This is a genomic window from Rhizobium leguminosarum (genome assembly GCF_019798305.1).
Taxonomy (GTDB): Bacteria; Pseudomonadota; Alphaproteobacteria; order Rhizobiales; family Rhizobiaceae; genus Rhizobium; species Rhizobium leguminosarum_U.
Window position 1 is genome coordinate 179,489 of sequence record NZ_JAAXDD010000011.1, and the last position, 23,161, is coordinate 202,649.

The 23,161-nt window shown below is 60.6% G+C and carries 23 protein-coding genes and 4 tRNA genes; 13 read left to right on the top strand and 14 right to left on the bottom strand.

Going from position 1 to position 23,161, the window contains the following annotated elements; genetic code table 11:
• Positions 1-73: 73 nt before the first annotated feature.
• Positions 74-1,576: an Asp-tRNA(Asn)/Glu-tRNA(Gln) amidotransferase subunit GatB gene (gatB, locus tag HFO99_RS20755; protein ID WP_222363275.1), complete on the top strand. Its 1,503-nt coding sequence runs from the start codon at positions 74-76 to the stop codon at positions 1,574-1,576.
• A gap of 3 nt (positions 1,577-1,579) precedes the next feature.
• The gene (locus tag HFO99_RS20760; RefSeq protein WP_222363277.1) at positions 1,580-2,080 is read left to right on the top strand and encodes a GNAT family N-acetyltransferase; all 501 of its coding nucleotides are present in this window, start codon (positions 1,580-1,582) and stop codon (positions 2,078-2,080) included.
• On the opposite strand, the gene HFO99_RS20765 is transcribed toward HFO99_RS20760, so the two are convergent.
• Positions 2,077-2,679 (bottom strand): hypothetical protein, encoded by a 603-nt coding sequence (locus HFO99_RS20765; protein ID WP_222363279.1) that lies wholly within the window; start codon positions 2,677-2,679, stop codon positions 2,077-2,079. The two genes, HFO99_RS20760 and HFO99_RS20765, sit on opposite strands and share 4 nt — an antisense overlap.
• A 58-nt stretch (positions 2,680-2,737) precedes the next feature.
• Between HFO99_RS20765 and HFO99_RS20770 the strand changes: the two genes are divergently transcribed.
• The 3 genes from HFO99_RS20770 (at position 2,738) to HFO99_RS20780 (ending at position 4,255) form a co-directional block, all read left to right on the top strand.
• Positions 2,738-3,202, top strand: a complete 465-nt coding sequence (locus HFO99_RS20770; protein WP_222363281.1) for a GNAT family N-acetyltransferase — start codon at positions 2,738-2,740, stop codon at positions 3,200-3,202.
• Positions 3,203-3,305: 103 nt separating this feature from the next.
• Entirely contained in the window at positions 3,306-3,704 is a 399-nt protein-coding gene (locus tag HFO99_RS20775; protein ID WP_222335844.1) for an NADH:ubiquinone oxidoreductase subunit NDUFA12, read from the top strand.
• A 116-nt stretch (positions 3,705-3,820) separates the two neighbouring features.
• A complete protein-coding gene (locus HFO99_RS20780; protein ID WP_222363283.1) occupies positions 3,821-4,255 on the top strand; it encodes a DUF2155 domain-containing protein in 435 nt (144 codons plus the stop codon).
• Between the two features lie 110 nt (positions 4,256-4,365).
• Here the strand turns inward: HFO99_RS20780 and aat are convergent, their stop codons facing one another.
• From aat to HFO99_RS20805, 5 genes are all read right to left on the bottom strand, one after another.
• The gene (gene aat / locus HFO99_RS20785) at positions 4,366-4,980 is read right to left on the bottom strand and encodes a leucyl/phenylalanyl-tRNA--protein transferase (RefSeq protein ID WP_222335842.1); all 615 of its coding nucleotides are present in this window, start codon (positions 4,978-4,980) and stop codon (positions 4,366-4,368) included.
• Between the two features lie 7 nt (positions 4,981-4,987).
• Positions 4,988-6,343, bottom strand: coding sequence for an acetyl-CoA carboxylase biotin carboxylase subunit (gene accC, locus HFO99_RS20790; RefSeq protein WP_222335841.1), 1,356 nt, complete (start codon positions 6,341-6,343; stop codon positions 4,988-4,990).
• A 4-nt stretch (positions 6,344-6,347) separates the two neighbouring features.
• Positions 6,348-6,812, bottom strand: a complete 465-nt coding sequence (gene accB, locus HFO99_RS20795) for an acetyl-CoA carboxylase biotin carboxyl carrier protein (protein WP_222363285.1) — start codon at positions 6,810-6,812, stop codon at positions 6,348-6,350.
• A gap of 20 nt (positions 6,813-6,832) precedes the next feature.
• Positions 6,833-7,270: a type II 3-dehydroquinate dehydratase gene (gene aroQ / locus HFO99_RS20800; RefSeq protein WP_222363287.1), complete on the bottom strand. Its 438-nt coding sequence runs from the start codon at positions 7,268-7,270 to the stop codon at positions 6,833-6,835.
• A gap of 160 nt (positions 7,271-7,430) precedes the next feature.
• Positions 7,431-8,189 carry a DsbA family protein gene (locus HFO99_RS20805; protein WP_018484901.1) on the bottom strand — a complete coding sequence of 253 codons (759 nt, stop codon included), beginning with the start codon at positions 8,187-8,189 and terminating at the stop codon, positions 7,431-7,433.
• Between the two features lie 210 nt (positions 8,190-8,399).
• Here HFO99_RS20805 and HFO99_RS20810 point away from each other — a divergent pair, with 210 nt between their 5' ends.
• Positions 8,400-9,557 (top strand): pyridoxal phosphate-dependent aminotransferase, encoded by a 1,158-nt coding sequence (locus HFO99_RS20810; protein WP_222363289.1) that lies wholly within the window; start codon positions 8,400-8,402, stop codon positions 9,555-9,557.
• A gap of 39 nt (positions 9,558-9,596) precedes the next feature.
• Here the strand turns inward: HFO99_RS20810 and HFO99_RS20815 are convergent, their stop codons facing one another.
• Together HFO99_RS20815 and HFO99_RS20820 are read right to left on the bottom strand one after the other, a co-directional pair.
• The gene (locus HFO99_RS20815; RefSeq protein ID WP_222363291.1) at positions 9,597-10,934 is read right to left on the bottom strand and encodes a DUF2778 domain-containing protein; all 1,338 of its coding nucleotides are present in this window, start codon (positions 10,932-10,934) and stop codon (positions 9,597-9,599) included.
• A gap of 208 nt (positions 10,935-11,142) precedes the next feature.
• Positions 11,143-13,011 (bottom strand): PHA/PHB synthase family protein, encoded by a 1,869-nt coding sequence (locus HFO99_RS20820; protein WP_222363407.1) that lies wholly within the window; start codon positions 13,009-13,011, stop codon positions 11,143-11,145.
• A 150-nt stretch (positions 13,012-13,161) separates the two neighbouring features.
• Here HFO99_RS20820 and HFO99_RS20825 point away from each other — a divergent pair, with 150 nt between their 5' ends.
• From HFO99_RS20825 to recJ, 5 genes are all read left to right on the top strand, one after another.
• Positions 13,162-13,575 (top strand): hypothetical protein, encoded by a 414-nt coding sequence (locus HFO99_RS20825; RefSeq protein WP_222301972.1) that lies wholly within the window; start codon positions 13,162-13,164, stop codon positions 13,573-13,575.
• 221 nt (positions 13,576-13,796) lie between these two features.
• Positions 13,797-15,014 carry an LL-diaminopimelate aminotransferase gene (locus HFO99_RS20830; RefSeq protein WP_162118691.1) on the top strand — a complete coding sequence of 406 codons (1,218 nt, stop codon included), beginning with the start codon at positions 13,797-13,799 and terminating at the stop codon, positions 15,012-15,014.
• Positions 15,015-15,075: 61 nt separating this feature from the next.
• A complete protein-coding gene (locus HFO99_RS20835; RefSeq protein WP_222363293.1) occupies positions 15,076-16,401 on the top strand; it encodes a homoserine dehydrogenase in 1,326 nt (441 codons plus the stop codon).
• Positions 16,402-16,558: 157 nt separating this feature from the next.
• Complete coding sequence (locus tag HFO99_RS20840) at positions 16,559-16,816, top strand: hypothetical protein (protein WP_222335834.1); 258 nt, start codon at positions 16,559-16,561, stop codon at positions 16,814-16,816.
• A 184-nt stretch (positions 16,817-17,000) separates the two neighbouring features.
• Positions 17,001-18,803 carry a single-stranded-DNA-specific exonuclease RecJ gene (recJ, locus tag HFO99_RS20845; RefSeq protein ID WP_222335833.1) on the top strand — a complete coding sequence of 601 codons (1,803 nt, stop codon included), beginning with the start codon at positions 17,001-17,003 and terminating at the stop codon, positions 18,801-18,803.
• A gap of 49 nt (positions 18,804-18,852) precedes the next feature.
• On the opposite strand, the gene HFO99_RS20850 is transcribed toward recJ, so the two are convergent.
• The 5 genes from HFO99_RS20850 to gloA all read right to left on the bottom strand — a co-directional run bounded on the left by HFO99_RS20850 (position 18,853) and on the right by gloA (position 21,261).
• Positions 18,853-18,927: transfer RNA gene (locus tag HFO99_RS20850), tRNA-Glu, on the bottom strand.
• 254 nt (positions 18,928-19,181) lie between these two features.
• Positions 19,182-19,256: transfer RNA gene (locus HFO99_RS20855), tRNA-Glu, on the bottom strand.
• Positions 19,257-19,330: 74 nt separating this feature from the next.
• Positions 19,331-19,405, bottom strand: a tRNA-Glu gene (locus HFO99_RS20860).
• Between the two features lie 197 nt (positions 19,406-19,602).
• Positions 19,603-20,646 (bottom strand): YcbK family protein, encoded by a 1,044-nt coding sequence (locus HFO99_RS20865; RefSeq protein ID WP_409994940.1) that lies wholly within the window; start codon positions 20,644-20,646, stop codon positions 19,603-19,605.
• A 174-nt stretch (positions 20,647-20,820) separates the two neighbouring features.
• Positions 20,821-21,261 (bottom strand): lactoylglutathione lyase, encoded by a 441-nt coding sequence (gene gloA, locus HFO99_RS20870; RefSeq protein WP_222290715.1) that lies wholly within the window; start codon positions 21,259-21,261, stop codon positions 20,821-20,823.
• A gap of 195 nt (positions 21,262-21,456) precedes the next feature.
• On the opposite strand from gloA, the gene HFO99_RS20875 reads away from it, so the two are divergent.
• Both HFO99_RS20875 and HFO99_RS20880 read left to right on the top strand, forming a co-directional pair.
• Positions 21,457-22,035: a cold-shock protein gene (locus tag HFO99_RS20875; protein ID WP_012757289.1), complete on the top strand. Its 579-nt coding sequence runs from the start codon at positions 21,457-21,459 to the stop codon at positions 22,033-22,035.
• 2 nt (positions 22,036-22,037) lie between these two features.
• Positions 22,038-22,526, top strand: coding sequence for a DUF192 domain-containing protein (locus HFO99_RS20880; RefSeq protein ID WP_222363297.1), 489 nt, complete (start codon positions 22,038-22,040; stop codon positions 22,524-22,526).
• 65 nt (positions 22,527-22,591) lie between these two features.
• Here the strand turns inward: HFO99_RS20880 and HFO99_RS20885 are convergent.
• A tRNA-Pro gene (locus tag HFO99_RS20885) sits at positions 22,592-22,668 on the bottom strand.
• Between the last annotated feature and the right edge of the window lie 493 nt (positions 22,669-23,161).

Genomic DNA, 23,161 nt, shown 5'->3' on the forward strand with positions numbered 1-23,161 from the left:
GCGAAAGCCTTGCACCGGCACGCCATTTCCTTTACCTCACCAGTGGAAAAGAACAGCCTGCAAAGAGCATCAGATGACCCTTGTCGACGTCCGCACGCCTGATCCGAAACGCTTCATCCCCGGCGCCACCGGCGACTGGGAAGTCATCGTCGGTATGGAAGTCCATGCCCAGGTGCTGTCCAATTCGAAGCTCTTCTCCGGCGCCTCGACGGAATTCGGCAAGCCGCAGAATTCGAACGTCTCGATGGTCGACGCCGCCATGCCCGGCATGCTGCCCGTGATCAACGAAGAATGCGTCAAGCAGGCGGTTCGCACCGGTCTCGGCCTGAAAGCCCAGATCAACAAGCGCTCCCTCTTTGATCGCAAGAACTATTTTTATCCCGACCTGCCGCAGGGCTATCAGATCTCGCAGTTCAAGGATCCGATCGTCGGCGAAGGCAAGATCGTCATTTCGCTCGGGCCGGACCGCCAGGGCCAGTTCGAGGACATCGAGATCGGCATCGAGCGCCTGCATCTGGAACAGGATGCCGGCAAGTCGATGCATGACCAGCACGCAACCATGTCCTATGTCGACCTCAACCGTTCCGGTGTCGCGCTGATGGAGATCGTCTCCAAGCCGGATATGCGCTCGTCCGACGAGGCCAAAGCATATATGACCAAGCTGCGTTCGATCGTGCGCTATCTCGGCACCTGCGACGGCAACATGGACGAAGGTTCGATGCGCGCCGACGTCAACGTCTCCGTCCGCCGGCCGGGCGAAGATTTTGGCACGCGCTGCGAGATCAAGAACGTCAACTCCATCCGCTTCATCGGCCAGGCGATCGAATATGAAGCCCGCCGCCAGATCGGCATTCTGGAGGAGGGCGGCAAGATCGATCAGGAGACCCGCCTTTTCGATCCGAACAAGGGCGAGACGCGCTCGATGCGCTCCAAGGAGGATGCGCACGACTATCGTTACTTCCCCGATCCGGATCTGCTGCCGCTCGAATTCGACGACGCCTTCATCAAGGCGCTCGAAGCCGATCTGCCGGAACTGCCTGACGACAAGAAGGAGCGCTTCGTGCGCGAGCTTGGCCTGTCGGTCTACGACGCCTCGGTGCTCGTTTCCGAAAAGGCGATCGCCGATTATTACGAAGCCGTCGCCGCCGGCCGTGATGGCAAGATGGCCGCTAACTGGGTGATCAACGATCTGCTCGGCGCGCTGAACCGCACCGGCAAGGACATTGAGCAGACGCCGGTTTCGCCGGCCCAGCTCGGCGCCATCATCGATCTCATCAAGGCCGAAACCATCTCCGGCAAGATCGCCAAGGATCTCTTCGAGATCCTGCTCAACGAGGGCGGCGATCCCGCCGAGATCGTCGAAGTGCGCGGCATGAAGCAGGTGACGGATACCGGCGCAATCGAAAAGGCCGTCGACGAGATTATCGCCGCCAATCCTGACCAGGTCGCCAAGGTCAAGGCGAAGCCGACCATGGCGGCATGGTTCGTCGGCCAGGTGATGAAGGCGACCGGCGGCAAGGCCAATCCGCAGGCTGTCCAGGCTCTCGTCAAGGCGAAGCTCGGCATCGAGGAATAAGCGGTGTATTTCGTCCGCACGGCCGGCGAGTGGGACCTGGAGAAGGTGCGCGCCCTGCTCGTGGAGAGCTTTCATGCCAGCTATGACGGCCTGCATGGCAGAGCTAAAGTAGATGAACTGGTCGCTCATCTCTTTTCGGCGGCGGCGCTGAAGGCGCGCCTGGTGCGAAAGGATGCCGAATTCCTTATTGCCGATGACGGCCGTAATATCGGCGGCATGGGGTATGCGGCAATGTCGCAGGCACTGACGAAGACCGTCATGCTGCATCTCCTCTATGTCAGGCCGGCGTTGCAGCGCCAGGGTATCGGCCGCGATATCTTCGCCGAACTCGAAACCTGCTTTCCCGATGCCGAGATCATGCGTCTCGAAGTTGAACCGCAGAATGCTGCGGCGATCGCCTTCTATCTCTCGCACGGCTTCACTGAGATCGGCCGCAATGAGAATAGCGGGGCCGGGCAATCCGGCATTCCGGCATTGGTGTTGGAGAAGCGCTTGGCGGGCTAAACGCCTGTATCGTTGAGTGCCTTGTTGTGGTGGGCATGGTAGGTCTGGAGCAGTTGCATCAGCCGCTCCTTGCTCATGGTAAGACCACTCGTTTCGATGCGCAGTTGCCGAAGTTCATTCGCGGAACGTGCGGTATGGAATAGCGAGAACGGTGGTTTGCGATCCCGAATGCCGTCTGGCTGGCACCAGACAGCGATTGTATCTCCGGTGCCTTCTGCGCCCGTTCCCGGCGTTGCGGACAACACGTTGCCCAGAACCAGAAAAATTGTTCGCAAAATCCTTTGCGCCAGCGTCGGTGCCGCCTCCTCGATGCGTGCGACTGCCGGCCATGGAATCAATTCTTGCACTAGCCGAAGATCTTTGAAGCCATTTGGGCCTATCGCAATGATCGTCTTATTGGATGAAAAGATTAGGACATAAAGATTGCGAAATAGGTAGTACGCAATTGGCGGCCCACACAGAAGGGTCAGGAAAAGCGAATTCAAAGTCCTATCGAAAAGCCCAAAGCCGAAGACAATTATCGCCAGCATTGATAGTGCAATTCTAAGCCGAATATCCCTGGCGGAGTATCTGACCTCACGGATATCGCTCAAGAACATCCGTCTTTTTCCTTCCGCCACAATCATCGTCCAATTTTTACATAGGTAGAAAAGTGTGGTGCCACAAGATTTGAATATCCGTGAAGCTCGCAAGGACGACCTGCCAGCGCTGGTGGCTATGTTTGCCGCCGATGCGCTCGGCGGTCACGGCGATACGACCGATGCCGAAGCTTTTCCCGACTATATCAGGGCCTTCGCCGCCATCGAGGCTTCGCCCGACCAGACGCTTTACGTCGCAGAGCGCGGCGGCGAGGTTGTCGGCACGTTCCAGACGATGGTGACGACTTCGCTCACCGGCCGCGGCTCCTCAGCGATGATTATCGAGGCGGTGCAGACGCGCGCCGATATGCGCGGGCAGGGGATCGGTGCCGCAATGATCGAATTCGCCATTGCAGAGGCAAAAGGCCGCGGTATCGGGCGGGTAGCGTTGACCTCGAATGCAGTACGCAAGGATGCCCATCGTTTCTATGAAAGGTTGGGCTTCAAGCCCTCGCATCTGGGCTTCAAGATGGCTTTGAAATGACCCGTGGCCCTCGTGGAATCGCTGGACAATTCGGCTTGGCGACGGCATAAGCGAGGAAACGAATTCTGGTTTGGCTCGCATTTGGCGGGCACAAGGAAAAGACATGTGGAATCTTCTGGTTCAGACCTTTACCTGGTGGAACAGTCAGACGATGGGCACGCGTTTTGCGACCTGGCGTTTTGGCAAGCGCGTCGGCGAGGATGAATTCGGCAACGTCTACTACGAAGGCGGCATGTCTTCCTACGGTCTGCCGAAGCGCTGGGTGATCTACAAGGGTTATGCCGAAGCCTCCGCCATTCCGCCGGGCTGGCATGGCTGGATGCATCATCGCACCGATGTTCCGCCGTCCAAAGAGAACTACGTCGCCAAGGAATGGCAAAAGCCGCACCGTCCCAACCATACCGGTTCGCCGCAGGCCTATCGTCCGCCGGGCTCCATCGCCGTTCCGGGCGAGCGTCCGCGTGTCACCGGCGATTATGACGCCTGGACGCCCGGCAACTGAGCCGGCCCGACCGGGGCGATCCCAAGACCCGGCTTTTGGCCACAATTGACCTTTACCCGCAGGTTGGCCGCGCTTGACCGCGGCGGTGAACTGAAAATGTCTGGAGACGGGTACATATGAAGCTCTTCACGCGGAACATGGTGCTGCGTGCCGCCGGATCGCTGCTGGCGCTCTCGGCCCTGCTTCAGCCAGTTACGGCAAATGCCGCACGCATCGAAAATCCGGTTGCCGTCTTCTCCGGCCTCGACAAGATCACCGGCCGCATCACCACGTTCGACGTCTATGTCAATGAGACCGTACAGTTCGGTGCGCTGCAGGTGACACCGAAGGCCTGTTATTCGCGCGACCAGTCGGAAGCGCAGAAGATCGACGGTTTCGTCGAGGTTGACGAGATCACCCTCGACCGCAAGATTCGCCGCATCTTCACCGGCTGGATGTTCGCCGCCAGCCCCGGCCTCAACGCCGTCGAACACCCGATCTACGACGTCTGGCTGAAAGACTGCAAGGCAAACTCGGATGTCCCGGCGCCTGACGGCGCCAAGGCGAAGTAACTGCGTCCTCGCTGGTCTGCCGCATCCTCCACAACCCGACGCGTGGAACGAAGTGATCCACGACGGGCAAGGACGATATTGGCTGCCGAATTTTACTCTGAAAACGATCCTCAGAATTCCAGATGCGGCGATTCCATCGCCGCGGCAAGCATCGCGGCATAATCGGCCTTCGGAACGTCGATCGCTCCGAACGTCTTCAGGTGCTCGGTGGTGAACTGCGTGTCGAGCAGGGTGAAGCCCTTTTCCCGCAGCCGGTCGACCAGATGAACGAGGCAGATCTTCGAGGCGTCCGTCCGGCGCGAAAACATGCTTTCGCCGAAGAAGGCCGAGCCGAGCGAGACGCCATAGAGGCCGCCGACCAGTTCATTGCCCTCCCAGGCTTCGACGGTATGGGCATGGCCCATGTCGAAGAGCGTCGCGTAAAGCGATCTGATCGTCTTGTTGATCCAGGTGCTGGGGCGCCCGGATGTCTCCTCCGCACAGGCGGCGATGACCTGATCGAAAGCGTGATCGAAACGGATCTCGAAGGGTTTCTTGCGCACCGTCTTGGCAAGGCTTTTCGACACGTGGAAACGGTCGAACGGCAGCACACCGCGGAGTTCTGGTTCGACCCAGAAGATCTCCGGGTCGTCGGCGGATTCGGCCATCGGGAAGAGGCCGATGGAATAGGCGCGCAGGAGAATGTCAGGGGTTATGCCTGGTGACTTCCTGCGCGATCCTGCCATTCCTGTCCTATGCCGCCGGTGTGTTGGCGAGGTAGTCTTCCAGCCAGTGGATGTCGTAGTCGCCGTTGGCGATATCCTGGTTGGAAACGAGATGCTGGAACAGCGGCAGCGTCGTATTGATGCCGTCGACGACAAATTCGTCGAGCGCCCGGCGCAGGCGCATCATGCATTCGACGCGGGTACGGCCGTGCACGATCAGCTTGCCGATGAGGCTGTCGTAATAGGGCGGGATCTTGTAGCCCTGATAGGCACCGGAATCGATGCGGACGCCGAGGCCGCCCGGCGCGTGGAAATGCGTGATGGTGCCGGGCGAGGGCACGAAGGTGCGCGGGTGCTCGGCATTGATGCGGCACTCGATGGCGTGACCGGAAAAATGCACTTCGTCCTGCGTCACCGAGAGACCGCCGCCGGAGGCGACGCGGATCTGCTCGTGCACGAGGTCGATGCCGGTGATCGCTTCGGTGATCGGATGCTCCACCTGCAGACGGGTGTTCATTTCGATGAAATAGAACTCGCCGTTCTCGTAGAGGAATTCGATCGTGCCGGCGCCGCGATATTTCAACTTCTTCATGGCGTCGGCACAGACCTGGCCGATCTTCATGCGCTGCTCGACGTTGAGTGCCGGCGAATTCGCCTCTTCCCAGACCTTCTGATGGCGGCGCTGCAGCGAGCAGTCGCGCTCGCCGAGATGGATGGCATTACCTTCGCCGTCGCCGAACACCTGGATTTCGATGTGCCGCGGCTTGCCGAGATATTTTTCCATGTAGACAGCATCGTTACCGAAGGCGGCTGCCGCTTCCGTGCGCGCCGTCGACCAGGCTTCGATCAGGTCGGCCTCGCTCTTGGCGACCTTCATGCCGCGTCCGCCGCCGCCGGCCGTGGCCTTGATCAGCACGGGATAGCCGATTTCGGCGGCGGTCTTCAGCGCATCCTCTTCGGTCTTCACTTCGCCGTCCGAGCCCGGAACGACGGGAATGCCGAGTTCCAGCGCCGTCGTCTTGGCGGTGATCTTGTCGCCCATGATGCGGATGTGGTCCGCCGTCGGCCCGATGAAGGTGATGCCGTGGGCTTCAAGGATATCGGCGAACTTGGCATTCTCCGACAGAAAGCCGTAGCCCGGATGCACGGCGTCGGCGCCGGTGATCTCGCAGGCGGCGACGATCTGGTGGATGTTGAGATAGCTCTCGCGCGAGGAGGGCGGGCCGATGCACACACTTTCGTCGGCAAGGCGCACATGCATGGCATCGGCGTCGGCGGTGGAATGAACCACGACGCAGGCGATGCCGAGTTCTTTGCAGGCCCGGAGCACGCGAAGGGCGATTTCCCCGCGATTGGCGATGAGGATTTTCGAAATCATGGGCATCGGCCTATTCGATGACGACGAGGGCTTGGCCGTACTCAACGGGATGTCCGTCATCGACGAGGATCTCGGTCACCTTGCCTGACTTCGGCGAAGGGATCTGGTTCATCGTCTTCATCGCTTCGATGATGATGAGCGTCTGGCCTTCCTTGACGATTGCGCCGACTTCGATGAACGGACGCGCGCCCGGAGCCGGCGCCATGTAGACGGTGCCAACCATCGGTGCATTGACGACATTGGCCGGGTTGCGGCTGGGAGCTGCGACAGGCGCGGCAGCGGCTGCCGCTGCGGCGGGCGCGGCAAAGGCCGGCGCTGCGATCGGCGCCTGGGCATATTGCGGCGTGCCGGCGCGCGAAACGCGGATACGCAGGTCGTCCTGCTCGACCTCGATCTCAGTCAGATCCGTTTCGTTGAGAATATTGGCGAGATCGCGGATCAGTGCCTGGTCGATACCCGATTTCTTTTCAGCCATGGTGTTGCCCTGTCTTCTTCTTATGCCGTGATGTTCTTCAGCGCGTGGAGCGCCAGGATGTAGCTGTGAGGCCCGAAGCCACAGATCACGCCTTTGCATGCCGGCGCGATCATCGACTTGTGGCGGAATTCTTCCCGTGCATGCACGTTGGATATGTGAAGCTCGACGACGGGAATGGAAATCGCGCGGATCGCATCATGCAGCGCGACCGATGTATGCGTATAGGCGCCCGCATTGATGGCAACGCCGACGGCCTTTTCGTCGGCCTCATGGAACCAGTCGACGAGCGTGCCTTCATGGTTGCTCTGACGGAAATCGATATCGATGCCGAGTTCGCGGCCTGCGGCCTTGCAGTCCGCCTCGATGTCCTTGAGCGTCTTGCCGCCATAAATGCCGGGCTCTCGTTTACCCAGCATGTTCAGGTTGGGGCCGTTCAGGACAAAAATCGTTTGCGTCATCGAATGTTCCGTAAAATGTACGACGGCAACCTATAGACTCCGCGAGAGCTGAATGAAAGCCCTTACGGATTGGCCAGCGGCAATCGCGCCACATTTGTCCACATGGTTGAAACGCTTCGATTTTGGCGATTTGATGGGCTATCGTTTGGCGGTTGATTGCTCAGCAGGCGGTCTTGCCGCAGCTGCGCATGTTCTTGACCTTGGCTTCGAGATCGTCGAGCCCGACGGCACCCGGCACCAGTTCGTTGCCGATCACATAAGAAGGTGTGCCGCTGATGCCGAGACTGGAGGCGAGCTGGTAGGTCGCCTGGACGATGCCGTCATTCGGGCTCTTTGCCATCTCGGCGCGGATCTTGTCCTCGCTGACGCCGAGCGAAGCGGCGACCGCGATCGCTGTTTCGTCGGAGGCGCGGCCCTCGGTGCCGAGAAGGGCGACGTGGAAATCGGCATATTTCTCCGGTGCCAGCTTGCGGAAAGCGTCGGCCACCTTGTGGGCGGCAACCGAATCCGGCCCGAGGATCGGAAACTCCTTGAGGACGAAACGGACGTTCTTGTCCTTCTTCAGCATCGCCTGCATGTCGGGCAGCGCATGCCGGCAGTAGCTGCAATTATAATCGAAGAACTCGACGACCGTCACATCGCCCTTGGGATTGCCGAGCGTAACGTCGTTCTTCGATTCGAAGATGTCGGTGGTGTTCTCTTCGATCGCCATATTGGCTTTCACCAACCGCTGGGCTTCCTGCTTCTTCTGCAACGCATCCTGGACTTCGAGCATGATCTCAGGATTCTCGATCAGGTATTGCTTGATGAATTCGCCGAACTCCTTCTTCTGCTGGTCGTCGAGCGCTGCCGCCGGAAGCGGAAGGGCAATCGATGCGGCAAGCGCCAGAGCGGTAAAGGTCTTCGGGAAGAATGCCATGATATCCTCGTCATCGGCGGTATGGTCGTCTCGTCGTCGAGATGACGTCGCCGGGTTAATGGACTTGAATGCCTCGCGTCAAGGTACGGTGCGTTCGGTTCTGCTCAAACAGGAATTTTTCATCCCCGCGTGGCCCTCGCGGGATTGTGATGAGCCGATTAATGCGGCAATTGTCGGGCCGTCATTGCAGAAGCTGAGCGAGAAACGATCTTGTTTTCCATATCGAAACGCAGCGAAGTCGAGCCCTTTCACGCCATGGACGTCTTGGCGGAGGCGACGAAGCGGCGTGCGAGCGGCCATCCGGTGATCTCGATGGCGGTCGGTCAGCCCTCGCATCCGGCACCTCAAGCGGCTCTCGAAGCGGCGCGCGCAGCCCTTACCGAAGGCCGGATCGGTTATACCGATGCGCTGGGGACGGCACGGCTGAAATCGGCGCTCGCCTGGCACTACAAGGATCGCCACGGCCTGGAGATCGATCCAAAGCGCATCGCCATCACCACCGGTTCCTCGGCCGGCTTCAATCTCGCCTTCCTGTCGCTCTTCGATGCCGGCGATGCGGTGGCGATCGCAAGACCCGGTTATCCCGCCTATCGCAATATCCTCGGCGCGCTGGGCCTGACGGTTCTCGAAGTGCCTGTAACGGCCGAGACCCACTTCACCCTGACGCCGCAAAGCCTGGAAGCGGCGCAGAAGGAAAGCGGCATCACGCTGAAAGGCGTGCTGCTCGCAAGCCCCGCCAATCCGACTGGCACGGTGACCGGTCGCGAGGGGCTGAAGGCGCTTTCGGATTACTGCGCGGCCCATTCCATCGCCTTCATCTCCGATGAAATCTACCACGGGCTGACTTTCGCCGGCGAGGAGGCGAGCGCGCTGGAGCTGACCGACGAGGCGATCGTCATCAACTCCTTCTCCAAATATTATTGCATGACCGGCTGGCGAATCGGCTGGATGGTGCTGCCGGAACGCCTGGTCCGTCCGATCGAGCGGGTGGCGCAGAGCCTCTACATCTCCCCGCCTGAGCTCTCCCAGATCGCCGCCACGGCCGCTCTTGGCGCTGGCGCCGAACTCGATCGTTATAAGGCAAGCTATGCCGCCAATCGTGATTTGCTGATGCGGCGACTGCCGCAGATCGGGTTTTCGATCGCCTCGCCGATGGACGGCGCCTTCTATGCCTATCTCGACGTCACCCGCTTCAGCAATGACAGCATGGGCTTTGCCAAACGCATGCTCGCGGAAATCGACGTCGCCGCAACGCCCGGTCTCGATTTCGATCCGCTGGAGGGAAGTCGAACGCTGCGTCTGTCCTATGCGGGCTCGGAAGCCGAGATCGGCGAGGCGGTGGAGAGAATCGCAGCCTGGTTGAACTAGCGCCCGTAGCCGGGCAATCGGCAGTGCGCTCTCCAATCCTCAGCTGCGCCGCGAAAACAGCGAAGCAAAGGTCGAAGACGGTTTGTTGTTCAGCCGCGGCACCACCACGAGCTGCTTGATGTCGCCGCGCTTGTAGGCGGCGAGGAAGCGGCGGTAGTCCTTGAAGGAGACGCAGCCGTTGGAATCGCCGTTCTTGCCGAGCATATAGGTATGGGCGAGAAGGCCGACACGGTCATAGATGGCGTCCGAACCCTGCACCGGCGTCAGCCGCAGCGCCTCGACCCCATGGAAAAGGCTTTCGCGCACGGTGAGGACATAGGTGTGCGGCGGCGTCGGTCCGCGCATCTTCTTGTTCACATAACGCGGGTTGTCGCGCATCTTGCCGAGCCCGGAATGGGCCTCGAGCCGTTCGCCGTTCGGCAAATAGACGGTGCTGTTTTCGATATCGTAGATCGCCACGCCTGCGCGCAGCTTCGGCGAGAACACCGGCTTGTCGTAGCGCGGCACTGCGTCGTCCTGGTCGTCCTCGATCGGCGAGTTCGGCTGGGCATAGGCAAGTGCAGGCTCACCAGCGCGCTGCGAACCCCTGGAGGCCAGTGGCGGTTTGCCGATGAGGCCATCCGGACGTGCCATCGGCAGCGGCACGGAACCTTCGTCCGGCGCCAGCACGAGATCGAAGGGTGGCGCGTCCTCCGCGGCGGCAACGACTACCGGTGCAGGTTCCGAGGCGGGAATTGAGGCCGTTTTGACCGGAGATGCGGTTGGCTCGAGCGGAGCCGGCGCGATTTGCCGGGATCCTGCATCGGCAAGCGCAAGCAGGGCTGTGAGTTCGGCTGCAGCCACCGCCTCCTTCGAGGGAACGATGATCCGGTCGCCGTCGTCTTCTTCGGTCTCTGCCGAGGCGAGCTCGACCGGCGGCGCGATAACATCGTCCTTGCGGAATTTGGCGCTGTCGGAAATCGCAGCTACCACGGGCTGTTCGGCAGCCATAGCGAGGCGATTGCTTTTGGCGAGAACCGCGAGCGCCGTTGCAGCGGCGGCTGTCTTTTCGGCATGGGATTGAATGAGGCTTGCCGTCAGGGGGATCGTCGGCTTCGCATCGAAGGCGGTTAGCCGGTCGGCCTTGCCGACATGGATCAGCCTCTCGTGGCGCGGTGTAGGCGCCACCTTCGGTGCAGTCGCCACCTGTGCCAGGCGATCCGGCGGAGAATTGGGAGTGGCTATCGAGTGCATCGTCGCGAAGGTCGCGATCAGCCATGTGGAGGTCAGAAATCCGGCGCCGACAGCACCGTAAAGGAAACCGCGAGATCTGCGCCAACGGAAAGCAGATCCGCCAAGAGGGGTGACGTCATCGAACGTCCCGACCGCACACGCCATACTACACTCGTCTTTCAAACTCGCTACGCAGGCCGGCGGCACTGACTGACTACACTTCGCCGGGGGCCGGTACAGGCGCAAATGGGCCGAATTTAGACCACCCACGACGTCCGACTGTATCGCAAGGATGACGAATTATGGTTTCTAATTTGTTTACGCGGCGTTGCAGTTTCTCACGACGTCTCAAAAAGAGATGCGTTGGGCCTTCTCAGGCGCGCTCCATCACATAACTTCCCGGCGCTTCCTCGATCGCGTTCAAGGCGTCGCCGCCGGGTGTGCGGGCCGGCACACGTCTACTGTCATGTGTCTCGATCCAGGCCTGCCAATGCGGCCACCATGATCCCGGGGTCTCCGTCGCCTTGTCGAGCCAGGTCTCATAGTCTCCCTTGGCGGGGCCGCCGGTCCAGAATTGATACTTCTTCTTGTCAGGCGGATTGACGACGCCAGCGATATGCCCCGAGCCGGTCACCACGAATTCCACCTTGCCGCCGAAGAAATGGCTGCCGAGGAAGACGGACTTGGCAGGTGCGATGTGATCCTCGCGGGTGGCGAGATTATAGATCGGGATCTTCACGTCCTTCAGCGACACGGACTTGCCGTCGAGGATCATCTCGTTCCGCGTCAGCGCGTTCTTGAGATAGCAATTGCGCAGGTAGAAGGCGTGGTTTGCCGCCGCCATGCGGGTCGAATCGGCGTTCCAGAACAAGAGGTCGAAGGGCAGGGGATCCTGACCCTTGAGGTAGTTGTTGACGAAATAAGGCCAGATCAGCTCGGAGGCGCGCAGCATGTTGAAGGCCATCGACATCTTCGTGCCGTCGAGATAGCCGGCCGCCTGCATATGCTCTTCGAGCGCTTCAAGCTGCTCCTCGTCGACGAAGACCTTGAGGTCGCCGGCATGGGTGAAGTCGACCTGGGTGGTGAAGAGTGTCGCCGTCTTGATGCGCTTGTTTTTCTCCTTGGCATGCAGCGCCAGCGTTGCGGCCAGCAGCGTGCCGCCGACGCAGTAGCCGACAGCGTTGACGTCCTTTTCGCCGGTCGCCTTCTCGACTGTATCAAGCCCGAAATCGATGCCCTCGCGGGCATAGGCTGCCCAGTCCTTGTCGGCGTGGCGCGCATCCGGGTTGACCCACGAAATGACGAAAACCGTCTGACCCTGGTCGACGCACCATTTGATGAAGGATTTTTGCGGGTTGAGGTCGAGAATATAGAACTTGTTGATCCAGGGCGGGCAGATCAAAAGCGGCCTCTTCAACACCGTTTCGGTCGAAGCCTCGTACTGGATGATCTGGCAGATGTCGTTCTGGGCGATCACCTTGCCTGGCGTCAGCGCCATGTCGCGGCCGACGGCAAATTTCGTCATGTCGGTCTGGCGAAGGCGAAGGTCGCCATGTCCGGCGGCGATATCCTCGGCCAGCATCTTCATCCCGCGCACCAGGTTGGCGCCGCTGGTTGCGATCGTCTCGCGGTAGAGCTGCGGATTGGTGGCGATGAAGTTGCTCGGCGAAAGCGCTGCCGTGATCTGCTTCACGTAGAAGCCGGCCTTGTGCTTGGTGTGCTCGTCGAGGCCATCGGTCTCCAACACCAGCTTTTCCACCCAGTCGGTGGTGACGAAATAGACCTGGCGGAGAAAATCGAAGAACGGATTCTTCTGCCAGTCTTCGTCCGAGAAGCGCTTGTCCTTGCGGGTGTCCGGCTCGGGCGGCGTGAGATCGCCCTGCATGCCGCCCGTGCCTTGCATGCGCTGCATCGAGCGCATCCAGATGCCGAAGAACGAGGACATCAGCTGCGTCTGTGCCTCGAAGGTGCGGCGCGGATCGGAAATCCAGTATTCGGTGACCTTGGAAAGCGTCTTGACCATGTCGGTCATCGGATCGACGGCGGTATCGGTGATTTCGCCACGCTCGCGCGGCGCGAGCCAGGCGGAAGCAGCCTGACCGAGGTTTTCGAGCGCCCGGGCGAAATTCATCGCCATGGCCTCTGGATCCTTCAACAGATAGGGATCGAGATCGGTCGCGTCGAAGCCGGTCTTGTCGCCATTCCTTTGGCCGCCACTCTCCTGCTTGCTGTCGGTCACCATTTCCTCCGGCGGCAGCACCACTCTTTTTATCCATTCGTTGTACATCGTGATCGAACGAGAAAACAAGTTCCACCCGCATCGGCTCATGCTATTGCTTTGTGGCTGCGACAAATTTAACAGTCGAAGCAGTCAAAACTGGATTTTTGAGGCATGACGAAGAACGGCATTCGGCGCATCGCAACCTTCAACCGCACCGCACTGATCTGCGTCGCGGCGGCGATGGCCCTTGCTGGATGCAATCTGACGGCGGAACAAAAGGCCGCAGCCGCCGCCAAGCGAGCAGCACCCACCGCCGTCGTCATGCCGGCTACCAAGGGCGAGGCGGCCGAGGGCGGCCTTGCAAAATACCCGGACGGCTATCCGAATTTCGGCGCGCCGCTGACCGCCGCCAATGTCCAGATGAGCGACGAGCAGGCGGCCGAACTGCAGCACCAGCTGACGGCACTTGGCGCCCAGCGCAAGGCCGGCGCGATCTCGGAAGCCGATTATCAGGCCAAGGTCGCCGAAATGCGGCGTCTCGCCGCCGAGCACGGCACTGATACGCTGTCTGAAATCTCCAAATAGACCTTGCCTTTCAGGCAATTTGGACGCAAAGCCTTCGGCAAGGATCGGAAGATACAATTTTCCCGATAAAGCGCGTTACGCGGCCTTTCCGTCAAAGATTCGCCGCGTCGCTTGGGTCTGATGAATACGGCGTTGCGATTCTGAAGTTCGTGTCGCAGCCGCCGGAAGACGGAACGAACTTCGACTGCGGCCCGAAATGCCGCCTTTCCATGGGGAATGAGATGGAAGAGTTTCACAAAGTCCGGCGTTTGCCGCCTTATGTTTTCGAACAGGTCAACCGTTTGAAAGCAAGCGCGCGAGCGGGCGGCGCCGATATCATCGATCTCGGCATGGGAAACCCAGACCTCCCCACTCCCCAGTCGATCGTCGACAAGCTGTGCGAGGTCGTGCAGGATCCGCGCACGCACCGTTATTCTTCGTCCAAGGGCATTCCGGGCCTGCGCCGCGCACAGGCCGCCTATTATGCCCGCCGTTTCGGCGTCAAGCTCAACCCGGATACCCAGGTGGTCGCCACCTTGGGCTCCAAGGAAGGCTTCGCCAACATGGCGCAGGCGATTACGGCGCCTGGCGACGTGATCCTCTGCCCGAATCCCACCTACCCGATCCACGCCTTCGGCTTCCTGATGGCAGGCGGCGTGATCCGCTCCATGTCGGTGGAGCCGGATGCGAGCTTCTTCGAACCGCTGGAACGCGCCGTCCGGCATTCGATCCCGAAGCCCTTGGCGCTGATTCTCAACTACCCCTCGAATCCGACGGCTTTTGTCGCGACGCTCGATTTCTACAAGGACGTCATCGCCTTTGCGAAAAAGCACGACATCATCGTGCTTTCCGACCTTGCCTATTCGGAAATCTACTTCGATGGCTCCCCGCCGCCGTCGGTTCTCGAAGTGCCGGGCGCAATGGACGTGACGGTCGAGTTCACCTCGATGTCGAAGACCTTCTCCATGCCCGGCTGGCGCATGGGCTTTGCCGTCGGCAACGAGCGGTTGATCGCGGCGCTCACCCGCGTCAAGTCCTATCTCGACTACGGCGCCTTCACGCCGATCCAGGTGGCGGCGACGCATGCGCTGAACGGCGACGGCTCCGACATTGCGGAAGTCCGCAACGTCTATAAACGTCGCCGCGACGTCATGGTCGAAAGTTTCGGCAAGGCCGGGTTCGAGGTGCCGCCGCCGGCTGCGACGATGTTCGCCTGGGCGAAGATCCCGGAAAAGTTCCGTCATCTCGGTTCGCTGGAATTCTCCAAGCTGCTGGTCGAGAAGGCCGACGTCGCCGTTGCCCCGGGCATCGGCTTCGGCGAAATGGGCGACGACTACGTTCGTCTGGCACTTGTCGAGAACGAACACCGTATCCGTCAGGCTGCGCGCAACATCAAGAAGTTCATGTCGACGGCTGACGAGACAATGCACAACGTCATCTCGCTGAACGCACATCGTTAATCCAACCGTTGGGCAGCCGCGTCATGCGGCTGCCGCCACACAGACATTTCAGGATCGATCCATGGCAGATGCCCTCAAAATCGGCATTGCGGGCTTGGGCACCGTTGGCGCCTCGCTTGTCCGCATCATTCAGCAGAAGAGCAACGAGCTTGCCGTCACCTGCGGGCGTCCGATCACCATCACGGCGGTCTCCGCGCGTGACAAGGCGAGGGACCGCGGCATCGATCTTTCTGCCGCCACCTGGTTCGACCGGCCGGAAGAGCTTGCCGAAAAGGGTGATATCGACGTCTTCGTCGAGTTGATGGGCGGCGCTGAAGGGGCGGCCAATATCTCCGTGCGCACAGCACTGCAGCGCGGTCTCCATGTGGTGACAGCCAACAAGGCGCTGCTTGCCTATCACGGCGTCGAGCTTGCGACGATCGCCGAGGAGAAGGGTTCGCTGCTGAACTTCGAGGCAGCAGTCGCCGGCGGCATCCCGGTCATCAAGGCGCTACGCGAATCGCTGACGGGCAATTCCGTCTCGCGCATCTATGGCATCATGAACGGCACCTGCAATTACATCCTGACCAAGATGGAGAAGGAGGGGCTTTCCTTCGCCGAATGCCTCAAGGAAGCGCAGCGGCTGGGTTACGCCGAGGCCGATCCGGCCTTCGATATCGAGGGCAACGACACGGCCCATAAACTTTCCATCCTGACGACGCTCGCCTTCGGCAATCAGATCGCCGCCGACGACATCTATCTCGAAGGCATCACCAACATCTCGATCGAGGATATCCACGCTGCCGCCGAGCTCGGTTACCGCATCAAGCTCTTGGGCGTTGCCCAGCGCACCGATACCGGCATCGAGCAGCGCGTCCATCCCACAATGGTGCCGGTCGATTCGGTCATTGCCCAGGTCGACGGCGTCACCAATGCGGTGGCGATCGAATCCGACGTGCTCGGCGAACTGCTGATGGTCGGCCCGGGCGCCGGCGGCAACGCCACTGCCTCGTCCGTGCTTGGCGATATCGCCGATATTGCCAAGAGCCAGCCGGGCGCCCAGCGCGTGCCGGTGCTCGGCCATCCCGCAGAGACGCTGGAGCCGTACCGCAAGGCGCAGATGCAGAGCCACGAGGGTGGTTATTTCATCCGCCTGACCGTGCTCGATCGCACCGGCGTCTTTGCCAGCGTCGCAACCCGCATGGCGGAAAACAACATCTCGCTGGAATCGATCGTCCAGCGCTCCAAGCAACACCTGGCGCCGTCGCACCACCAAACGATCATTCTCGTCACCCATGCGACGATGGAAGAGTCGGTGCGCAAGGCAGTCGCCTCGATCAAGTCGGAAGGTTACCTCTTCGGCGAACCGCAGGTGATTCGCATCGAGCGGCCGAAGGAGGAAGGCTGACCTTTGCCACAATCCGGGATGGCTGACCCGCTCTGTGCACGCAGGGCGGGTTTTTTTATTGCCTGTTTAACTGCTCTCACGAAAACTTATATTAACAGATACCGAAACATTGATATAAATAAGCCGGGAGAGGGAGTCGGCGGCTTTGGAGAACATCGTGAACAAGGACAGCCATGCCGGGAAGGGGTATGGTCGCCCGGAAGAGGAGCCTCCCGATCATCCGGGTGTGTTTAGAGAAGTTCCCGAGACGAACCGTATTAAGGTTCGTGACCACCCCTCCGACGCGGCCTCGAATGAGGCCTATGACGACGACGAAAGTCCGGAAGGCCGTAACTGGGCCATTCTTCTTACCCTCTTCTCCGTTATCCTGGTGCAACTGGCCGGTGTCGCCCTGATCGTCTGGGCGGTATTCTAAAGCGTGTCGCGATCTTTCAGATTCGCTCTCGCGCTAAGGTCTTGATTTTTACGCATGTCGTTGTCGCAAACCGCTCCACACCTTTGCGCGACGTGCTTTGGTAAAAATCCGTGTCTGCAAATCCATCGCTATGTTATCTCCGCCGCTCCTGTAGAAAGAGCAGATGAAGTCAGCGGAGTGTGGCATGGCAGATCTCGTCGACCCGGTACAGCGCGCATTTCTCGGCGTGGAGAAATCCGCGCTCGACAATCGCTGGGTGGCGCGGCTCGATCAGGCCGGGCAGAACCGCGCGCTGGCCATGTCGCAGATCCATGGATTGCCGGATCTGATCGCCCGGGTGCTCGCCGGGCGCGGCGTGACGGTGGACGAGGCAATCGAATTCCTCGATCCGACGATCCGCAGCCTGATGCCCGATCCCCATAAGCTGACTGATTGCGAAAAGGCCGCGACCCGCCTCCTGCGCGCGATCGAGCGCGGCGAGAGCGTCGCGATTTTCGGCGACTACGACGTCGACGGCGCAGCCTCCTCGGCGCTGATGTTCCGCTTTCTCCGCCATTTTGGCGTCAGGGCGACCATCTATATTCCCGACCGCGTCTTCGAAGGCTACGGCCCCAATCCGGCGGCGATCAACCAGTTGATCGACAACGGCGCTGAGCTGATCGTCACCGTCGATTGCGGCTCCACCAGCCACGAGGCGCTGACCGCCGCTGCGGCGCGCAACATCGATGTCGTCGTCATCGATCACCACCAGGTGACACATGAGCTGCCGCCCTGCCATGCGCTGGTCAACCCGAACCGCGAGGACGATCTCTCGGGGCAGGGGCATCTTTGCGCCGCCGGCGTCGTCTTCATGGTGCTGGTCGCGACGCTCCGGCTGCTGCGCGCGGCCGGCAACAAGCGCATCCTGGCGCTCGACCTACTGCAATGGCTGGATATCGTGGCACTGGCGACGGTCTGCGATGTCGTGCCGCTGAAGGGCCTCAACCGAGCCTATGTGGTGAAGGGGCTAGTCGCTGCCCGCCACCAGAGCAATGCCGGACTGGCAGCACTCTTCCGCAAGGCGGGGCTCGCCGGCCCGGTGACGCCCTATCATTTCGGCTTCCTGATCGGCCCGCGCATCAATGCCGGCGGGCGGATCGGCGACGCGGCACTCGGAAGCCGGCTGCTGACGCTCGACGACGCCGGCGAGGCGGATGTGATCGCGCAGCGCCTGGACGAGCTCAATCGCGAACGCCAGGCGATGGAGACGATCATGCTGCAGGAGGCGGAAGCCGAGGCGTTTGCCGAATATGGCGACGGCGAGGGCGCCTCCGTTATCGTCACCGCCCATGAGAAATGGCATCCTGGTATCGTCGGGCTGATCGCGGCGCGGCTGAAGGAAAAGTTCAAACGGCCCGCTTTCGCGATCGCCTTCGATCCCTCCGGCCGCGGCACCGGCTCGGGCCGCTCGATCAACGGTTTCGACATGGGCAGGATGGTGCGGGCCGCAGTCGACGAGGGTCTGCTCGTCAAGGGCGGCGGCCACGCCATGGCCGCGGGACTGACGGTCGAGCGCACCGATCTCGGCAGGCTGAGGACATTCTTCACGGAGAAGGCCGAGAGAACGGTGGCCAATCTCGTCGCCAACGAGACGCTGAAGATCGACGGCGCGATCGGCGCAAGCGGCGCCACCCTCGAACTCATCGACCGCCTGGAGGCCGCCGGCCCCTATGGCTCCGGCCACGCACAGCCGCTCTTTGCCATACCGGCGCATCGTCTGCGCGACGCCCGCCTGGTCGGCGAGAAACATGTGAAGGTGACGCTGGAGGCCATGGACGGATCGCGGCTCGACGGCATCGCCTTTCGCGCCGCCGATACGCCGCTTGGCAATCTTCTCATCAATTCACGCGGTGCCAGCCTTCATGTCGCCGGTTCGCTCGGTGCCGACCACTACCAGGGCGCACGCCGCATCCAGCTGCGCGTCTGCGATGCAGCGCCGGCGAAATAGAGCGGTCGCGCAAGAGCGCTGACGATGTGAAATGTCAAGGGAGAGAAAGTGGTACGCCCTAGGGGAGTCGAACCCCTCTTCCCAGAATGAAAATCTGGTGTCCTAACCGATAGACGAAGGGCGCTTCCTTCGTGGTGGCGCCCTTATAGTCAGCGCCTTCGAAGGCCGCAAGCGCCAAGGCGCGAAAAAATCATCGTTTTCGCCGATTTATTTGTGGCTGTGGAGAAACGATGTGCAAGGCACGGCGGAGCGGAGAAAAATCAAGCCGGCGGGCCAGGATGGGCAGCCTCGCGCGAACCCGAAGGGTTCTCCTCGAGGGGACTCATAGGATCGGCGAAGGTCGATCGAAACGGATGACGATAACCTATCATGAGGAATTGGTACGCCCTAGGGGAGTCGAACCCCTCTTTACAGAATGAGAATCTGTCGTCCTAACCGATAGACGAAGGGCGCAGGCAGCCTCGTTAAAATAGGAGCGCGCGCCGGCTTCTGCAAGCGGAACTAATGGCTTCTTTATGGAGAGAAAGTGGTACGCCCTAGGGGAGTCGAACCCCTCTTCCCAGAATGAAAATCTGGTGTCCTAACCGATAGACGAAGGGCGCGTCCTTCGTGGTGGCGCCCTTATAGTCAGGCCATTTGAATCCCGCAAGCGGCAATTGCGGTTTCTTTCAAAAAAATGACAGGAAATCCGAGCGCGTTCGAGAAGTCGATTATTAAAGCTGAATCAACGGGCTGCTGGTTGTTTCTTTAATGAGACTAGGTGGTGCTACCGTAACGTAATGTGAAAATCCCGCGGCCGTCAGATCGCTCGTGCGGTCGTCATCGGCGCGCGTTTGCCGCCGCAGCCCCAGTTCCAGTCGCGAGTTTTGCCGGTATCGAGGTGAACCGAATCCGTATGGCAATAGGTGCCGACGCCGCCGCGGTCCGGCAACGAGCGGATATAGGCGGCGATATCCCATTTCGCGACACCGTCGATCTGGATGTCGGCGGCCTCGCAGCTCTTGTGCATCGATTCGTCAGCGCCGCCGACGAGGCGGTTGTGCTCATCGTCGCGATAGCCGGAGGTGACGATGACCGGTCGGCCGAAATGGTTTTCGACCGTCTTGATCACCTTCAGCAGATCGGGCTTGAAGCAACCGACCTCGACCTTGTCGTTCTGAAGATGCAGCCCGTTCGGCGCGATGCGTGTCATACCGGGCAGGGCGGCCTGGTGCAGCAGGCCGGAGAGGCTGCCGAGCAGATTCTGCTGCTGTGCGCTGTAGAGCGCATTCATCGTCGAGGTGGGAATGCTGCCCGTCGCCAACGACGCCGTCTGCACCGGCGCAAGCTGCGTGCTATTCTGCGAGGATTGCTGCGGTAGCACCGGCTCTGCCGGCTGCGTGGGCACGGGCGGCTGGCTGTAGACGCTGGTTCGCGCCGGTACTGCACCTTCCACCGGCACATAGGCCTGCGGCTGAATGACGGTGGACGTGCTGTTGTTCTGCGGCGCCGGCTGGCGATCGGAAAAGATGCTCATCGCTTGCGCGTTGATCCGGGTCGACTGCAGGACCAGCCCACCGATATTGGCAGGCGCCGCTGTCGCCGGATCGGCGGGCGGAGCGACGGCATTCGAATCTTGTGCCACGACCTGAGGCGCGGCTTGAGCGCCGGAGACGTTGACGAGCCGTGGATCGGTATAGACCGAACGTGGGGCAGGGCCTGCAGGCGCCGCCGTGGCTGCGGCCGGCACAGCCGGAACCACCGCCGCCGAATCGAGCGCCTTCTTGTCCGACGCGCAGCCGGGCAGCGCCAGCACCGAGGTGGCGATCAGCAAAGCGCCCGTCACGGGCATCCGCATCTGCATCTTACGCAAGCGACGGTCTCCAGTTGATGCGGAAATAAGCGAAAAACGCTTCTCTTCCGCTTCGAGTCGCCAGGAGATTGCCTGCGGGGCCGGATCGCGACAAGCGCCAAGGCACTGGCCGGACCCGAAATCGAAAAAACCGCAAGCCTCGCAAAAGCCTTGCGGCGAAAAGCCTTACCAGGCGCCGGTATTGCCCATCGAGACCCAGGGCTCAGTGGCCGGAAGTGGGCTGCCCTTTTGCAGGATTTCGATCGAGATGCCGTCGGGCGAGCGCACGAACGCCATGTTCCCGTCGCGCGGCGGCCGGTTGATGGTGACGCCGTTGTCCATCAGATTCTGGCAGGTCGCGTAAATATCGTCGACCTCATAAGCGAGGTGGCCGAAATTGCGACCTCCGCTATAATCTTCCGTGTCCCAATTGTAGGTAAGCTCGAGGCAGGGGGCCTTTTCGCTGCGCGCACGGTCGAGATCGTCGCGAGCAGCCAGGAAAACCAGGGTGAAGCGGCCCTTCTCGTTTTCGTGGCGGCGAATCTCCTCCAGCCCGAACAGCGTGGTGTAAAAGGCAAGCGAGGCGTCCAGGTCTTTGACGCGCACCATTGTATGAAGATAACGCATTCTATTTACTCCTTTATTGGGGCTAGCTTTTTTCGGCGAGCCGAGGTCAGCTTCGGGCAAGTCATCTTTATAAAATGTGCACCTGGGAATAACCGAAAACTAGGACTTGCGCTTATCCGTTACCAAGATGTTAATCTTGATTTCAAGAATCAGTTAACCGTAACAGTGTGACGCGTATTCGAGGGGCTGGCGACAATGGCTGACAGGATTTCATCGAACGAATACTCCGACCTCGACGAGCTATCAGGAGAGGCGGTCGATCTTGTTGAAATCACCGGCGTCGTCAAGTGGTTCGACGTCGCCAAGGGTTTCGGCTTCATCGTGCCCGACAACGGCATGCAGGATGTACTCCTGCACGTGACCTGCCTGCGCCGCGACGGCTACCAGACGATCCTCGAGGGAACGCGTATCGTCGCCCTCATCCAGCGCCGCGAGCGCGGCTATCAGGCTTTCAAGATCCTCTCGATGGACCAGTCGACCGCGGTTCATCCCTCGCAGCTCCCGCCGGTGCGTACCCATGTGCAGGTCACCGCGACGAGCGGACTCGAGCGTGCGCTCGTCAAGTGGTTCAACCGCACCAAGGGCTTCGGCTTCCTGACGCGCGGCGAGGGCACCGAAGACATCTTCGTGCACATGGAAACGCTTCGCCGCTTCGGCCTGACGGAGCTGCGCCCCGGCCAGGTTGTCCTTGTCCGCTTCGGCGACGGCGAAAAGGGCCTGATGGCCGCAGAGATCCATCCTGACGTTCCGAGCCCGGCAAGCCGGTCGCACTGAACATGCGCGGCCTAATCCTATTTGATGCTATCAGAAGCGCCGTCGTGGCGCTTTTTTTCATGGTTGCGCTGCCGGCCTTCGCTGACGAGCAGATGCGGTTCGACAAGGAGCCGCTGCTCATCCAGACTGCGGCGGGCAAGGTGCTGCATTTCACTGTCGAGATTGCCTCGACCCCGGATCAGCGCGCCCGCGGCCTGATGTTTCGCAAGGTGATGGCCGACGATGCCGGCATGATCTTCGATTTCGACGAGCCAAGGCGCGTCACCATGTGGATGGAAAACACCATCCTGCCGCTCGACATGCTCTTTGCCGACGACACCGGCACGATCCGCCACATCAAGGAAAAGGCAGTGCCCTATTCGCGTGACATCATCGATTCGATGAGCGCGGTGAAATACGTCGTCGAACTCAATGCCGGCATCGTTGCCAAATTGGGAATCAAGCCTGGTGACAGGATCGTCAGCGCCACGACGACGAAAAAGATGAAGTAACGGCGCGTATAACTGCAAGCTGCGCTGCGCCTGTCAAGGAATTCAACAATATCGGGATATTTGAATGGTCGGAGTGGAGAGATTCGAACTCCCGACCCTCTGGTCCCAAACCAGATGCGCTACCAGGCTGCGCTACACTCCGTGCCGTGAATGGCAGGGGAGATACACGGTTCACTTCGCCGTCGCAACCCATAAATCCAGCTCTGGCCGAAGATTCCTCGCCGGACCTGTGGATGCAAGACAGAAAAAATCTTGATAGGTCGCCGGCCTGCTTGCCGGGCGCACGGGTTCGGTCTGCTTGGCGCAATTGTACGTCAGCTGAAGGCTACCTTAGCCGCGGGCTAGCAGGCCGATATATTGGGCGTAGCTGATGGCAAGGTAGAAGAACGCCGTGATGCTAGCGCCTATCACAATGGCATTGAACTCCGCCGAACGTTTGATCATGAGTGCAAATCCACTGAAATCGATTGAGCCGTAAACTAGTGCCGAGGGAAGGCAGCGGCAATCAGGTTGTGATCACAAGGTGAGACAAGCGGAAATATTGCGAAATCCGGCCGGAAATCACCGGATTTGAAGGGGAGGCGGTGTCAGCCGTCATGCGAACGGACACGGCAGCGTCGTCGTGCGCCGCCTTT